This is a genomic window from Sediminibacterium sp. (assembly GCF_019264485.1).
GTDB lineage: Bacteria > Bacteroidota > Bacteroidia > Chitinophagales > Chitinophagaceae > Sediminibacterium.
In genome coordinates this window covers 1-15,635 of record NZ_JAHVAA010000009.1, presented here as the reverse complement: position 1 = coordinate 15,635, position 15,635 = coordinate 1, and the positions used below count along the sequence as shown (strand labels likewise).

General features: G+C 42.8%; 11 protein-coding genes. 4 read left to right on the top strand and 7 right to left on the bottom strand.

All coding sequences use genetic code 11. The features are described from left to right. Positions 1–553 precede the first annotated feature (553 nt). Positions 554–1,456: a nucleotidyltransferase gene (locus KXJ59_RS06000; RefSeq protein ID WP_295202134.1), complete on the bottom strand. Its 903-nt coding sequence runs from the start codon at positions 1,454–1,456 to the stop codon at positions 554–556. 52 nt (positions 1,457–1,508) lie between these two features. Here KXJ59_RS06000 and KXJ59_RS05995 point away from each other — a divergent pair, with 52 nt between their 5' ends. Next, positions 1,509–2,396, top strand: a complete 888-nt coding sequence (locus tag KXJ59_RS05995) for a pyridoxal-phosphate dependent enzyme (RefSeq protein WP_295202133.1) — start codon at positions 1,509–1,511, stop codon at positions 2,394–2,396. Between the two features lie 196 nt (positions 2,397–2,592). Then, positions 2,593–3,630, top strand: coding sequence for a hypothetical protein (locus tag KXJ59_RS05990; RefSeq protein ID WP_295202131.1), 1,038 nt, complete (start codon positions 2,593–2,595; stop codon positions 3,628–3,630). Positions 3,631–3,673: 43 nt separating this feature from the next. Here KXJ59_RS05990 and lipB read toward each other — a convergent pair whose 3' ends face one another. Next, a complete protein-coding gene (gene lipB / locus KXJ59_RS05985; RefSeq protein ID WP_295202129.1) occupies positions 3,674–4,471 on the bottom strand; it encodes a lipoyl(octanoyl) transferase LipB in 798 nt (265 codons plus the stop codon). 156 nt (positions 4,472–4,627) lie between these two features. Here lipB and KXJ59_RS05980 point away from each other — a divergent pair, with 156 nt between their 5' ends. Together KXJ59_RS05980 and bioB are read left to right on the top strand one after the other, a co-directional pair. Beyond that, positions 4,628–5,677: an RluA family pseudouridine synthase gene (locus KXJ59_RS05980; RefSeq protein ID WP_295202128.1), complete on the top strand. Its 1,050-nt coding sequence runs from the start codon at positions 4,628–4,630 to the stop codon at positions 5,675–5,677. A gap of 117 nt (positions 5,678–5,794) precedes the next feature. Continuing rightward, positions 5,795–6,796 carry a biotin synthase BioB gene (gene bioB, locus KXJ59_RS05975; RefSeq protein WP_295202125.1) on the top strand — a complete coding sequence of 334 codons (1,002 nt, stop codon included), beginning with the start codon at positions 5,795–5,797 and terminating at the stop codon, positions 6,794–6,796. Positions 6,797–7,073: 277 nt separating this feature from the next. On the opposite strand, the gene KXJ59_RS05970 is transcribed toward bioB, so the two are convergent. From KXJ59_RS05970 to KXJ59_RS15985, 5 genes are all read right to left on the bottom strand, one after another. After that, positions 7,074–7,913, bottom strand: coding sequence for a GLPGLI family protein (locus KXJ59_RS05970; protein ID WP_295202124.1), 840 nt, complete (start codon positions 7,911–7,913; stop codon positions 7,074–7,076). 50 nt (positions 7,914–7,963) lie between these two features. Continuing rightward, positions 7,964–8,299: a hypothetical protein gene (locus tag KXJ59_RS05965; RefSeq protein WP_295202122.1), complete on the bottom strand. Its 336-nt coding sequence runs from the start codon at positions 8,297–8,299 to the stop codon at positions 7,964–7,966. 226 nt (positions 8,300–8,525) lie between these two features. Further along, the gene (locus KXJ59_RS05960) at positions 8,526–11,159 is read right to left on the bottom strand and encodes a hypothetical protein (protein WP_295202121.1); all 2,634 of its coding nucleotides are present in this window, start codon (positions 11,157–11,159) and stop codon (positions 8,526–8,528) included. Between the two features lie 713 nt (positions 11,160–11,872). Further along, a complete protein-coding gene (locus KXJ59_RS05955) occupies positions 11,873–15,112 on the bottom strand; it encodes a S41 family peptidase (RefSeq protein ID WP_295202119.1) in 3,240 nt (1,079 codons plus the stop codon). A gap of 411 nt (positions 15,113–15,523) precedes the next feature. After that, positions 15,524–15,635 (bottom strand): integrase core domain-containing protein (locus tag KXJ59_RS15985; RefSeq protein ID WP_363265734.1); only part of this gene is annotated, 112 nt, incomplete at its 5' end.

Below are 15,635 nucleotides of genomic sequence, written 5' to 3'. Positions count from 1 at the left end.
AAGTGACCTTTTTCAACTTCATCAACCACCTGAAGTTTGAAGGAAAGACTGTAATCCTTTTGAGTCCGCTTCAAATAGTCCTTTTTGCCTGTGTTTTCCATATAAGTCGATTTTTGTGTCAACCTATATTCGGACGGGGCAGTTTAAATAAAGAAAAGGCCCTGCTTTTGCGGGGTCTTTTTATGTGTGGAGTTCTTTAACCACAGAGTTTCACGGAGAGGGGCACGGAGTTGCACAGAGGTACGCTCACTTGAAACGCTCTGTACTAAAAAATGAGTTTACTTTTATTTTTTATAAAAGATAGGGAACTTTGTTCTGTCATATGGCCCTTGTTTAACTGTCATTATAAACAGCAAATACAGTATAGCTGCTATGATAAACAAATAGCGAGTCCAAGTGGATATATCATTATCCTTATTTGGTTTACGCATACGAGAACATAAAGTAAAATCAGAACTATTTCCTTTTAACCATAGATGGCACAGAGTTTTTTGAGACCACCTCTGTGCAACTCCGTGCTCCTCTCCGTGAAACTCTGTGGTAAAAAAAGAATTTATTTCCAAAGGCTGGCCGGATATTCACCAGCAGTTACGAGTTTATTGATGCTGTCCTGCACACCCGGCGCATCTTCTTTATAAGTTACCCCAAACCATTGAGCTGAAGTAGGAATTACTTTCACCACCCCTTTCCCCGATTGCACAAAATGTTTGGTAACAGTAGGTATATAAAACTCTGATTTCAGTTCCTGTCCCTGTTCGTCTAAGAACTTTTCAAACAGTTCTTCAGCCAACCCAATAAATCCGGGTGCAAAGCAGAGATAGTTCATACTCACTAAACTGTTTTCTGGTAATACGGTGAGGCTGTCATTTTCTTCGTATACAATATCTCCTTCCGGTCTCGCAAAGATTTTAGTACGTTCATTGATATCGGTAAGATTGCCTTCTGTACTTACATCGCAAACCCCACGGCTCACCGTACCATTATCACTCAATGTATTTTTCAGGTGATAACCAACGATACAATAAGTCTGCTCATTGCATTGTGTGGTTAAAAAAGTATAGGCTTTGGCAAACGCATCTTTACCATAAAAATCATCTGCATTGATCACCGCAAATGGCTCATTCACTTTTCCCTTGCAACACAAAACGGCATGACCTGTTCCCCAGGGTTTGGTTCTGTCGGCGGGGATGGCTCTGCCATTGGTGAAAGAACTTAACGCCTGGTACACATAATCGGTGGCTATACGACCCTGCAGTTTAGGCTCAAAAATAGCTTTAAACTGTTCGGCAAATTCTTCACGGATAATAAACACTACTTTTCCAAATCCTGCACGGATGGCATCATAAATTGAATAATCCATGATAGTTTCGCCATCGGGACCGAATGACTGTATTTGTTTCATGCTGCCATAACGGCTCGCCATTCCGGCAGCAAGGATCACTAAAGTTGGTTGCATAAAATCATTTAGGTGGACGAAACTAAAACTTTCGGCCCTACAATAAGATAGGATGTTGATAAATATTCAAAATATTCATATTCAGCCACTGCCCAGCCTTTCAGATAAAGGTATTCAAACCGATATACTGCGGTTAGACCTCGTTCATCCTGTAATCAGCGGCAATAAATGGTTTAAACTAAAATATTACATCGAAGAAGCCAGGAATCAGGGAACAAGTTGTTTGGCGGGTTTTGGGGGTGCTTATTCCAATCATATTGTGGCATTGGCATACGCTGCACAGATAAATGGCTTCAGGAGCAGGGGGTTTATCAGGGGCGATGAAAACACGCCTCTTTCTTCCACACTGCTCGAAGCAAAGGGCTACGGCATGGAACTTATTTTTATTGACAGGAATACTTACAGAAACAAAGAAGCAATCACCCATCAATACCATCAACCCGGCTACTACTGGATACCCGAAGGTGGTTATGGAATTTTAGGTGCAAAAGGTGCGGCGGATATTTTGTCTGTTACAGATTGCAGTGCCTATTCACATATTATTTGTGCCACAGGAACAGGCACCATGATGAGTGGATTGCTGTTATCTGCTCAACCCCATCAAAAAATAATCGGCATCAGTGTACTCAAAAATCATATATCAATAGTTGATGAAATAAAAGCACTCATCGGCCAGCCTGTTGGCACCAATTTCGAATGTGTACATGGTTACGATTTTGGCGGATATGCCAAACACCCTGAACCTTTATTAACATTTATGCGCGGGTTATGGCAACAGGATCAATTACCAACCGATATTGTTTATACGGCCAAACTCTGTTATGCAGTAAAAGACCTTATTGCAAAACATTTTTTTCCGGAGAACAGCAAACTGCTCTTAATTCATAGTGGTGGGCTACAGGGCAACAGGTCTTTAGCACCGGGTAATCTGCCTTTTTAACCAATGAGTTTATTGCCACTGAAGGCACAGAAATACACAGAAAGTTTTCAGTGGCATTCTGTGTCTTCAGTGGCAACAAAATACACTCATCATCAGGAGAGTGAGTAGTGAATCGTGACTAATGAGTGAGTAATTAAATGAAAAAATAAACCACTCACTACTAACTACTCACTACTCACTATATATATTTGTAAGAATGAAACACTGGAACCTGTTAATACTGTTTTTTTCCGCTGCCATCATTCATGCTTCTGCACAAAGAGCATTGCCGGGCTTTACCGTACAGGATCTGGGCAAAGGAAAAGTTAGTATCAGCTGGATCAACCCTTATCCAACCTGTAACCAGTTGGCCATTCAGCGTTCTACAGATGGCATCAATTTCAGAACCATCTTTTCTGCACAGTCGCCCGAATTACCCCGTAACGGTTATGTAGACAGCAAACTACCGGCAGCACCAAAAGTTTATTACCGTATATTCTATGTACTCGCAGGTGGTAATTATTTTTTTACCGCAATCAAAACCCCTACCGAATCGGGTGATACGGATGACAAAGAAACTATTAAAAAAGAAGAAGACTTGTCAGACCGCATATACATACCAACAGAGCCGGGAAAGGATAACGGCCTAAACAAAGACAGTACTGGAAAAGAAACAGTTGAAAGAATGGTACGCCTTTATAAAAGAGGCAATTTTCTGTATCAGTTAAATACACAGTCGTATAAAAATTTCCGCGATTCCATTATTCATTTTACACAAGACTCCCTTTCACTCATTAAACCCGGAGAAATAAACTGGAAACCCTTTATACCCAAACCCAAAGAATATGTAAGTGTATTTGTAAAAGATACATTACTCATACAGGTTGAATATCCTTTGTATAAAAGATTCAAAGATTCTGTAGCGGCTTATACCAAAGACACGCTCACCAATATCACCACCTTCAGGGCCGAACTTTCCAGGTTTGTACCAAAACCCGTTTGGAAACCTTCTATCTATGTATATACCAACAATAACGGTTACCTGAATATCAGTATTCCTGCACAGGATTTAAATGCCTATCGCGTTGTATTCTTCGATGCAGAAGGAAAAGAACTCTTCCGCATCAACAAAATAAAAGAAGCCGAACTCATCCTCGATAAAGCCAATTTCAAACGAAGTGGCTGGTATGATTTTGAACTCTACAAAAACAATGACCTCGTAGAGAAAAATAAGTTCTTCCTCCAAAAAGACTAGGTGTACAGAAGAACAGAGAAACAGAGAAATTTCCAATAACCAACTATTTGGACATTCGATATTCCTCTGTTTCTCTGTTCTTCTGTTCTTCCAGTTTTACATCGAACACTGCTTCAAAATATTTCTTCAATCGTTCTTTCACTTCTTCAAAATCCACTTCTCTTCCCAATTCTTTTTGTAAAGATGTAACCTGCTTGCCTACAATTCCACAGGGAACAATATGATCGAAATAACTGAGGTCGGTATTTATATTAAATGCAAAACCATGCATGGTAATCCAGCGGCTGCATTTAATACCCATGGCGCATATTTTTCTTTCCTTACCCGGCATATCCGGATCGAGCCACACGCCGGTTTCGCCCTTGCTTCTCTCCCCTTTTAATCCATAATCGGCCATGGTAAGAATGATCACTTCTTCCAGACTCCGTAAATACCAACCCAGATCGGTTTTAAACTGTTCCAGATCGATAATCGGATACCCCACTACCTGCTGCGGACCATGAAAAGTAATATCGCCTCCTCTGTTGATATGGAAATAATCAATCCCCCTCGCCGCCATTTCTTCGGGTGGAATCAAAATATGTTCTTCCTTCCCGCTTTTGCCAAGAGTGTAAACGGGCGAATGTTCTACAAATAAAAGATGATGTGGAATCTTGGTCAGGCGACCAACACCGGCGGCAGATTCCACTACCTGGTCATTGGAAATTTCTCTGTTCCTCTGTTCCTCTGTTTGTCTCAACACAGCTTTCATCGCCACTTTCTCCTTCAACATCTCCTCCTGCCAATCCCAAACAGATTTATAAGACCGATATCCGAGGTCTTCGAAAAATACTGACTGCATCCTGCAAAAATACAGCTTCCCCTCCATTTTAACTCCTCTGCGTAAACTCCGCGCTCTCAATTCTCTGCGGTGAACTTACTCGAATATTCACCGCAGAGAATTGAGAACAAAGAGGTTTCGCAGAGATAGATGCCTATGAAGGGCTATTTTTGCAGCATGCAGGATGATTTAGATTTAATAAACGAAGAGGCTGCCGAAGAACTATACGAACGCCAATCCTTTAAAGTAGATAAAGGACAGGAACCCATGCGCATCGACAAATGGGTCCAGGGACGTATTGAAGGGGCCACAAGAAGCAAGGTACAAAAGGGCATTGAAGCCGGTTTTCTTACCGTTAACGGACAGGTGGTTAAAAGCAATTACAAGATTAAGCCGGGAGATGAAATACTCATGATGAGTCTCATCAACCCCGAACATACCGAACTCAAACCAGAAAACATACCCCTCAATATTGTCTACGAAGACGATGCAATTATGGTATTGAATAAACCACCCAATATGGTGGTACATCCCGGTGTAGGTAATTTTACCGGAACCATGCTCAATGGTGTGGCCTATCATTTCCTGCAACAGAATCCAAACCTCGATGAAGAAGCCCTTCCCCGTTTCGGACTGGTGCACCGTATCGATAAAAACACCACCGGATTAATCGTGCTGGCCAAAACCGGCGATGCCGCCGCACACCTCGCCAAACAGTTTTTCAACCATACCGTGAACAGAAAATACCAGGCATTGGTTTGGGGCGATGTGCAGGAAGACAGTGGTACCATTGAAGCACATATTGCCCGACACCGTCAGCACCGGAAAATGTTTGATGCTTATCCCGAAGGAGAAATCGGTAAACATGCCATCACCCATTATAAAGTACTCGAACGTTTTAATTATGTAACACTGGTAGAATGTGTACTCGAAACAGGACGCACCCACCAGATACGGGTACATATGAAACACATAGGCCATACCCTCTTCAACGACTGGGAATATGGCGGCGACAAAATTTTAAAAGGCACCATCTATACCAAATACAAACAGTTTGTAGACAATTGTTTTGAAATGTGCCCCCGCTGTGCATTGCATGCGCAAACACTGGGCTTTATTCACCCCGTTACCAAACAACCCATGCACTTCGAATCGCCATTACCGGAGGATATGCAGGGCGTGATTGAAAAGTGGAGAAAATACATGCAGAGGAAAACAGAGGAATAGTAAACAGAAGAACAGAGAAACAGAGAAATGTCCAATGTTCAAATATTTGGAAGTTGGACATTTCTCTGTTTCTCTGTTCCTCTGTTAATATATATTTGTATCCTAAACTGAAAATTTATGTCTGCAGACATCCGTCATAACTGGACTGCTGAAGAAATTCACGATATCTATAATATGCCATTACTGGAGCTGGTATTTCGTGCAGCAACACTGCATCGCAAATACAATGATACGGCTGAGGTACAAGTGTGTACCCTCCTGAGTATTAAAACAGGTGGATGTAGTGAAGACTGTGCGTATTGTCCACAGGCGGCTCGCTATAGTACTGGTGTAGATGTACAGGCATTGATGAAGAAAGAAGAAGTGCTTTCCTATGCCCAGAAAGCCAAAGATGCCGGCTCTACCCGTTTCTGTATGGGTGCCGCCTGGAGGGAAGTAAGAGACAACCGCGATTTTGATCGTGTACTCGATATGGTAAAAGGCGTAAACGAAATGGGAATGGAAGTATGCTGCACCCTCGGCATGCTCACTGAAGACCAGGCCAAAAAACTGGCCGATGCCGGATTATACGCTTACAACCATAACCTCGATACCAGTAAAGAACATTACAGCGAAATCATCACCACCCGTACCTATGAAGATCGGTTGAATACACTCGATAATGTACGCAAAGCAGGTGTAACCGTTTGCTGTGGTGGTATCATTGGACTGGGTGAAACACATGAAGACCGTATTGGTATGTTACATACACTGGCTACCATGCCCGAACATCCGGAAAGTGTGCCGATTAATTCACTCGTGGCTATTAAAGGAACACCATTGGAAAACAATACCAAAGTTGATGTGTGGGATATGGTGCGCATGATTGCCACAGCACGTATTCTCATGCCTAAAACCATGGTACGTTTAAGTGCGGGAAGAACAGAAATGAGCATCTCCGACCAGGCCCTGTGTTTCATGGCCGGTGCCAACTCCATCTTTGCCGGAGATAAATTATTAACCACCCCTAACCCATCATTTGATGAAGACAATCAAATGTTCCAGTTGTTAGGACTGCAGCCGAGAAAAGCGTTTAAAGAAGAAAACAAGCAATACTTAAGGGAATTGGTTGAAGCGTGAAGCTATTAGCTTTTAGCTGTTAGCCATTAGCTATTGAAATTGGATAATAAAAAGGAGAAGGGTTGCAGATGGAAAAATATATTTCATCTGCAACCCTTCTCTTCTTAAAAGCTAATGGCTAATAGCTAACAGCTACCCCTTCTTTAGCCTAAACGACCTCACCGGCGGCACCGGTTCTTTCTTCAACTCAATCCCTTTACATGGCATACTCCTTATCCCTGCCCCGGATTTAAATCCGGGGCAGGGATAAGGAGTATCTCTTTCGGTCTTTCCGACTTTATTCCGCTAACTCCAATGGATTATTAATTTTATTCTTCACCCTGGCTGTTGCCGAAGGGTTAGTATTAACCGAAATAGAAGTATTGGTTCCTGCACCAGGCGCTGCCAAACCATTCATCGCAGCATTGATGTACCCATTCGGATTTTGTTTCAAATCCTCAATCAGTGAATTAAACTTCGCTTTTGTTATTTTTTTATGCAAGGCCGGCAGTTCAAGTCTGGCCATATTGTTACTGTAGATAGCACTCAACTTAAATGAAACTGTTCTGGTCCGGTCTGTTGCTTCCACAATTAATCCCGGCAGACCATTTAGTTTCCACGGTCCTGCTTTAACAGGGTAATCAGGGCAATACCAAACATCATAGGTTCTTCCTTTAAAATTACCACTCGCTTTATAACATGAAAGCCCTCCAATAACAATAGAGCTATCTCCCAGTGTCCACTGAATTTTCTCTATAGGGTTTTCGATCACAAGTGTTTCTCCCACCCAGGGGTGAATGAAATAAGATTTGTCTGCATCAAACTGATACATCAATTGTTCAATGGTAGATTTTTTTACCCTGATAGGTTCAGATGATACCTGAACCGGTAAACCTGCTTTGGCTTTTGCCATATTATCATTGAACAGTGAATCATCGTAATATTTTGAGTAATTCCTGTACAAAGAAGCATTCGAAGTAAACTGTAACAACAGGATCTCCTCGTATACCTGCGCGCGATTTGTGGTATCTCTTACATGCGTAAACAGGTAAACGGCCTGCCCCCCTTTAGTACCCTGCCCCTGAGACGTTAAGGGCATGAAATAGTACAGACAAAACAATACAATCAAGTATTTCATAATTACAGATTAAGGGTTAAGAGGGAGGAATATCCTCCCTCTTAAAAAAACTAACAGGGAGCTACTTCTTCTAATATCTCCAGTATCCAGATATTTTCTCTTACCATTTTACTGGCGGTAGCTGATGCAATCATAGAAGCTACTGCGTACTCACAAGTACAACAATGGGTTACCGTTGCTGTCATAGTCCAGCATTCTCCCCAGGCTGAATTACTGTTTGTTGCGCAGGTCTCTTTTTTTACTTTTACCAACGAAGCTTTCTTTTCTGAAGGCTTGGTTACTGATACTTTGTTGGTATTTGTTTCATGCTCTCCGCTTCTTTCACCGGCGTAAGCGCCTGTTGCTATTCCAGCGAAAAGAAATAATCCTAAGATGATCTTTTTCATGCTTAATTTAATTTATTAGTTTTCTCCTTGTCTCGCCAGGAAATAAAAGCGTCACGCTGATACTGCTACCGTGAACTCAGGTTTCCAGTTTTGCTTTCGCCGGGCTGTATGGATCTAAGCCCCGGGTTGTATTGTGTAACCAACATCCTTTTTTGAGTAAGGGTCAATTAAGGATTAACACCCATTTATAGCTACAAATAATATGAATCAAACAGGTATCTGCGGGTTACAGGTTAAAATGCAACCGAAGCATACACTGCGATGGACGCAATTGATAGGTTTGTGTCATGATTTGATTTCCATTTACCATAATCGTTTCCATTTGTTTCAGGTTAAACATGTTTTGCCAATACAGGTCCACACTCATTTTGCTGGCACCCATATTTTTCCTGATCAGAAAATCACTGAATAAAAATTGTCGGGGCAAACCGGCATCCGTTGAAAAACGATTGGCTTCAACACCCCATTTAAGTACATACTGACGTGGTAATGCATAAGAAACAGAAAATACCTGACTCAGGTTTCGGGTTTTGTTCCTGCTCTTTCTATTTCCCACACTGCTGCTGATATGCGAAAGCTGTATCGCATAATCAACTACCATGTCCTTGATCCTGGTATTCAGCTTAGCGCTTAACCCTCTTGTATGCACTTTATAATCACTAAGAACGCCAGCATTGGATTGCTGACCTGCTGACTGTTGAAGATTAACAGCAACAGATAATGTTGTCTTTAATCTGCTTACATATTTACTCAAAGCACCTCCGGTTTTGTATACGCTGGCCGGGTTCTCTCTTTCAATGGCATTACCTATTAAAAAGCTTCCGTTAAAGTTTTGATCTGTCATATAATTATCAAGGCTATTTTCCCTGCTGATAAAAAGATGACCAAAAAGACTCCGGATGGTATTTTTATAAAACAGATAGGCCGTTACAGATTCACGGTCTCTTCTTTTTATAATACCGTTTTGATTCACCAGCGACCGGTAATTAATCAATGTAAAACGATCGCTTGCGAGATAAGCCGGTAAATAAAACTGATCGTTTACCCAGTTTACCAAAATATTCAGGTTGGTGTTGATCGTATACTGACCCGATAAATCGTAGGTAACAAATAGCCGGTTCAAGTAATTTCTTTTACTGTTATTATTTTGATGCCCCAGGAAATTAACAGGAAGCTGGGCGCTAAACTTCCATTTTTCTCCTTTATAGTTCAGTTTAGGAACATACACTGCCGACCACTCTTCTGCCTCAAACTGATTGTTAATAGAATCCGCTATTAAGGAAGGCTGCCCGTTTTCAAACCTATACAGCGGTGCATGGTATTGATTCCGGTTATACCCAACATTAGCTGCCTGTTCAAACAAAAAACGACCCATCGAAAGCGCTACTGTATAACCCGTTTTGGCATACCATCTTTCAAGCGAAGCTTGCTGCATCAGGCTGTCGATCTTTTGATTTGCAACAAAAAAATATCCGCTGATATCCGGAGCGATATTTAATTGTTGAGGGCTTTTGTTATATCCTACCTGATAATTAAACCCATGTATCCATTTTTTTACTTTACGGATTGATTTCCCGTATTTTTCTACCCAAACAAAATGATCCCTTAGTTTTTGCGCTGATAGTTTAGGTAACCCGATTTTACCATCATCATTACTGCGGCTATATCCAAACCGCATACCAGTTGCCGTATAGGCCCTTTCATTATTCGACAATATTTCTACCTGTGCATTAACATGTGTTTCACCCAAACGAAGCGTTTGATTTTCGTTGATACGAACCGTATCTGTATCGAAATAATTTACAATACGCGTACTACTGTTCTGCTTTTGAATATCATGTACAAAATCTATATTCAGTTTTAGTTCTTTTCCCTGTCTGATCTTTTTCAGATAATTCATCGACAATACATGCTGTTTATTAAACAGGTAGCGCTGTTGACTAAACGAGGGCAAAGTGGCAGCAGGAATACCGAGTAAAGGTGTTTTAGCAGGTGTGGTAATATCATCTGTCAGACTTGCTAATTCATTTTTATAGTTAAAGCCTGCATTATTGAATTTATAACTTAACAGCACCTGTTCATTTTTAGCAAAGCGCATAGGTACCAGTTCGCCATCAGCTAATAGGGTCGGTATACCTATACCTGTTTTGGCTCTGCCGATCAATGTATTTTTAGCAGCTCCTGTTAGTTTGATGTTTAATGCCGCCCTGTTAGAGATGGTTACACTATCGAGTACTTTTAGTGGCTGGTGGTTTTCTAAAACCTGCACCTGCTCTACTGCACCAACAGGTATATTGTTATTAGCGATGCCATATTTTGCATCCAGCAAATTCAGTCCTTCAATATAATATCGGTTGATGGCCCTTCCCTGGTATTTTACTGTGCCGTTATCTGTTACTTCAATACCCGGCATTCTTCTTAAAACATCGGCCAATACCATATCCTGTTTCTCACTAAATGCCTTTACATCGTAACTGATCGTATCCCTGCGTTGTATCACCGGATTGGATTTCACCACCACTTCCGGAAGATTTTTTGAACTGGTTGATAACCTCAGTTCCGGAACTTCGGGTCCTGACTTTACTGAAAACAAAACTGTTTTCGTTTCATAGCCTATTACTGAAAATTTTATAGCTACTGAATCAACCACCACTGAAGGCAGGTTCAATATAAACCGGCCTTTCTGATCTGTAAAACCAAAAGCAAGCGGTTTGTTTTTTTCAATGAGCAACAAAATAATATGCACATCTTTAAGTGGGGTGCCTTCTACTGAAAGCACTTTACCACTTAATTGCCTTTGCCCCAAAGCAGATGCCCGGTTCATCAGCAGACAGCATAATAAAAAAATAATTCTTGGCATTCTTTGTTATTACAGTCGTCAACAATGCTTATTGCTATTTGCCTCATTCAAATGAATGAAGAATAGCGGTATAATAGCACACTACATACACACTTGAATACAGGCATGCATCTTGAAACTTGTTTACTTGGCTAATCATCAAAAACAAAGCCTGAGGGGGGATATGGCTTTGTCATCCAGTCGTACACTTCATCTCCAATCGATGAAGCTGGATCAAACATATAAAAAATAATTATTGAAAAAATAATTTATACGAAAAAAACGAAATATGGGTGTTTTTCCCCGGATTTACAGCTTGTGCTGGTAAAATCAAAAGTCAAAATTCAAAAAATATTCCTTTTGAATTTTGACTTTTTACTTCCCTCCGCGAAAACTCCATTGCCTCATGTTCTCTGCGGTGAATATTCGAGTAAGTTCACCGCAGAGAACATGAGGCAACGAAGTTTTCGCAGGGTTTTATAGTGACTACCCGCCATCTACCTTTCGCCCTAAACAACCCTGCCCCGGATTTAAGAGAATCTCTTTCGGTCTTTCCGACTTCCGGACTTTCGGACTACTTCCCCTTCGGCCTAAACGACCTCACAGGCGGCGCCGGTTCTTTCTTCAATTAATTCCTTTACCTGGCATCCTCCTAAAACCCTGCCCCGGATTTAAATCCGGGGCAGGGTTTTAAGAGAATCTCTTTCGGTCTTTTCGACTTCCGGACTTTCGTACTACTTCCCCTTCGGCCTAAACGACCTCACCGGCGGCGCCGGTTCTTTCTTCAACTCAATTCCTTTACTCGGCATCAATCTCAACGCTTCCTCCACCGCTTTTTCTAATTGTGGGTCTCTGCCTTCTATGATGGATTTGGGATCATGAAAAACTTCTACATCGGGCGAAACACCAACGGCTTCAATGGCCCATTTACCATCGGTGTCAAAGAAACCACCACGTGGGGCTACCATGCGACCACCATCGATGAAAGGTGGTGTATCCCATGTGCCCACCAGACCACCCCAGGTGCGTGTACCTACGAGCGGACCAATATTGGCTTTCTTGAACATGTACGGCAACAGATCGCCGCCGGAGCCGGCATTCTCATTAATGATCATCACTTTCGGACCCCAGATGCCTGCCATGGGTGTGGTAGATACACGGTGACCTTCTACCCTGTTATTGAAATAACCCATGAGCTGGCGGTTCATAATGTCAACCATATAATCGGCTGCGGAGCCACCGCCATTGTTTCTTTCGTCGATGATAGCGCCTTTTTTATCCTGCTGCGAAAAATAGTAACGGTTGAAATAAGTGTAACCGGGATTTCCGGTATTGGGCACATACACATAAGCCAGTTTACCACCCGATAAATTGTCTACTCTTTTTCTATTGCTTTCTACCCAATGGCGTGAACGCAATCCACCTTCATTGGCAATGGGCACTACGGTAATAAGTCTGGAGCCATCGAGCGAAGCTTTATTGTTCACGCGAATCTTCACCTGACGGTTGGCCGTGCCTTCAAATAAACTGAAGAGGTTCATATCGGCGGTGAGTGGCTTACCATTCACTTCCAATAAATAATCTCCTTCCTGTACGTTGATGCCCGGACCACTTAAGGGAGAACGCAGTTCAGGGTTCCAGTTTTCACCATTGTAAATTTTACTGATCACGAAATAGCCGTTCTGCACTTTATAATCGGCACCGAGTAAACCACCCGGTATGGAAGGCACATTCGGAAAATCGCCGCCACTGGTGTATGAGTGACCTACGGCAATTTCACCACCGAGTATGTCGATGATATAGTTGAGATCGCTTCTGTGTTTCACATGTTTCACCCAGGGTTTGTACCAGGTAAAAATCTGATCCCAGGGCGCGCCATGTGTATTATCAACATAGAGAAAATCGCGCTGGTAGCGCCATCCTTCCCTGAAAATCTGTTCTGCTTCCTGCGAAGGGTCAACATACACTTTCATGCCATCGGTGGCCAGGCGACCTTCTCCGGGGCGTGGTGCGGCGGCGGTGCCATTGATGAACCAGCCCGGTCCAGCACGGTACAAAATGGTTTTACGATCGAAACTGGTAACGGCCGTAGCTACCGATCGGGCAAATTCTACAGATTTTCTATCTTTTATGCTATACCGGTGCAGTATAAAGCCCTGTTCATTGGCAACGGCTTCTGTATAGAAAACGGTACCATCGGGTCCGGCCACGAGGCTGGTATAATCGCGTAATGGAATATTGGTGGCAACAATACGCTGATCGAGTCCCTCAAAATCTATTTTCACCTGCACCCCACCTGCGGCAGCGGGGCGGGCGGTTTTGGCCGAATCGGAAACCTTCACCGGTTCATCATCACTCTTTAGTTCAAATGGCGATGGCGCATCCTTGCTTAATACGGCAATATACAAGGCTCGCGTAACCGGGTAATTGTAATTACTCATATCGAGCCAGCCTGTAGCCAGCGCATAATCGGTACTGGCCAGAAAGTACAAATATTTTCCGCTCTCATCCCACTGCGGATCTATGGCATCAGACAAACCATCGGTGATCTGTTTACTGCTGCCCGATTCGAGGTTGTACACTTTAATGGCTTTAAACTGGTTGTTCTGCTGTTGCGCATAGGCAATCCATTTACTGTCGGGCGACCATACCGGTTTCATGGTTCTGTTGGGATGCGCATAACGGTCGGTATCCACGCGTTTAATGGCGCCTGTTTTTACATCCATGTACCAGATATTATAATCGGTATCGCTAAACGCTATGTATTTGCTGTCGGGCGACCAGGCCGGTGTGAAATAGAATTTTTTATTGGGAATATCAAATGCCTGTGCGGGCTGTAAACCAAACTGGTCGCGTATCATGAGCTGGTACTCTCCGCTGGCATCGGAGAACCAGGCAATTTTCTGTCCGTCGGGCGACCATACCGGAGCGCGGTCGGCACTGCCGGGTGTATTGGTAATATTTCTCCAGTCGCCATTTTCTTTGGGAACGGTAAACACTTCACCCCTGCTTTCGAACAATGCCCTTTTACCTGTTGGCGATAAACTGGCATTGATGAGCGAACCCGCACCCAGATCGTTCCAGCGCGGACGGCCCCAGTTGAGATCGCCTTTTACATGAATTTCTAACCGGGTTGTTTTGGCCGATGACAGATCGAGGTTATGCAGGTAACCTCCCTGCTCATACACCAAACCATTACCACCCGCCGTGAGGTTCTTAACATCAAAGTCTTTATGAAAAGTAAGTTGTTTCTGTTGTTTTGTTCTGGGGTCGTAAGACCATACATTGTTGATGAAATCCTGCTCCGATAAAAAATAGAGCATGCCATTGTTCCATACAGGTGCTGTATGCCGCTCCCGATCGCCCTGAACGGTTTTTACTGTTTCGTGGGTGGTCATATTGAATAACCAGATGGGTTGAGCCTGTCCGCCGCGGTAATTGCGCCATTCAGGATCCCAGAAACTATAGGGCTGGTAGGCCATGGTTTTCCCATCGGGCGATAAACTGCCCGTAAAACCAAAAGGCACTATCATGGCCGTGGGTGTACCACCTGTTACCGGCACGGAAAAGAATTTGGCATTCACCGTAGGATAGCCCTCCCTGCCGGAAGTGAAATACACGGCTTTGCCATCGGGCATCCAACCCTGTGTAAGATCGGCCCCGGAATGCCAGGTAAGCCGCTTGGGTTCACCACCATCAATCGGTACAATATAAACATCGGTATTACCATCATACTGCCCGGAGAATGCTACCCATTTACCATCGGGACTAATTCTGGGGCTGGTCTCCGAACCCACAGCACTGGTGAGTCTGCGGGCATCGCCGCCCTTACGTTCTGTTACCCAGATATCATCGGCATGTACAAAAACAATATGGTCTTTGCTGGCACTCGGCTGGCGCAGGAGCATGGTGCCTTGTGCCTGAGCGAGTTGGGCTGTGATGAGGAGGATGAGGAGGGATTGCAATCTTTTCATAGCGTTGGTTTGGAAGGGTAATTTACTAATATGCTTTTATAGTTGGGAGGAAGATTGTTTGGGAGGGGTATTGTCAGAGTAAAATATTTGAAATATCTTTATATAACAACAGGATATTTGGCATATAACAAATCCATATTGCCAATCTGTAAATCTCGCATTCGGTAAAGTCAAAATTTATTGTTTCTGCATACATAAATGGCAAAACGAAAAATCAGAACAAGAAACCACATTATCGCTGACTTAAGCGTTAATCATTTTGAAAGACATGCTCTTTTGTCAAATTTTTCTGTTGAAAGAATCGAGAGAGATTATGGTTATGACTTATTAGTATTCACTTATAATAAAAATGGTGAAATTGAAAATGGCAATGTGACAATTCTGTAGGCTCCCCTTATTTTAATGCCAGGATCAATTAGAGTTTTCTAAGTTATTAATTTTTCGATAATACTGTTCCGCATAGTTCAAAGGTGACAGATAACCGAGCGATTTGTGTGGTCGTTCAGTATTGTAATCTATCCTC

What these genes read in the sequence shown, in the direction of transcription:
- KXJ59_RS05965 (WP_295202122.1), bottom strand. Translation starts at nt 8,299, where the DNA reads ATGAAAAAGATCATCTTAGGATTATTTCTTTTCGCTGGAATAGCAACA.
- KXJ59_RS05970 (WP_295202124.1), bottom strand. Translation starts at nt 7,913, where the DNA reads ATGAAATACTTGATTGTATTGTTTTGTCTGTACTATTTCATGCCCTTA.
- KXJ59_RS05955 (WP_295202119.1), bottom strand. Translation starts at nt 15,112, where the DNA reads ATGAAAAGATTGCAATCCCTCCTCATCCTCCTCATCACAGCCCAACTC.
- KXJ59_RS05980 (WP_295202128.1), top strand. Translation starts at nt 4,628, where the DNA reads ATGCAGGATGATTTAGATTTAATAAACGAAGAGGCTGCCGAAGAACTA.
- KXJ59_RS06000 (WP_295202134.1), bottom strand. Translation starts at nt 1,456, where the DNA reads ATGCAACCAACTTTAGTGATCCTTGCTGCCGGAATGGCGAGCCGTTAT.
- KXJ59_RS05990 (WP_295202131.1), top strand. Translation starts at nt 2,593, where the DNA reads ATGAAACACTGGAACCTGTTAATACTGTTTTTTTCCGCTGCCATCATT.
- KXJ59_RS05960 (WP_295202121.1), bottom strand. Translation starts at nt 11,159, where the DNA reads ATGCCAAGAATTATTTTTTTATTATGCTGTCTGCTGATGAACCGGGCA.
- KXJ59_RS05995 (WP_295202133.1), top strand. Translation starts at nt 1,509, where the DNA reads ATGTTGATAAATATTCAAAATATTCATATTCAGCCACTGCCCAGCCTT.
- lipB (WP_295202129.1), bottom strand. Translation starts at nt 4,471, where the DNA reads ATGCAGTCAGTATTTTTCGAAGACCTCGGATATCGGTCTTATAAATCT.
- bioB (WP_295202125.1), top strand. Translation starts at nt 5,795, where the DNA reads ATGTCTGCAGACATCCGTCATAACTGGACTGCTGAAGAAATTCACGAT.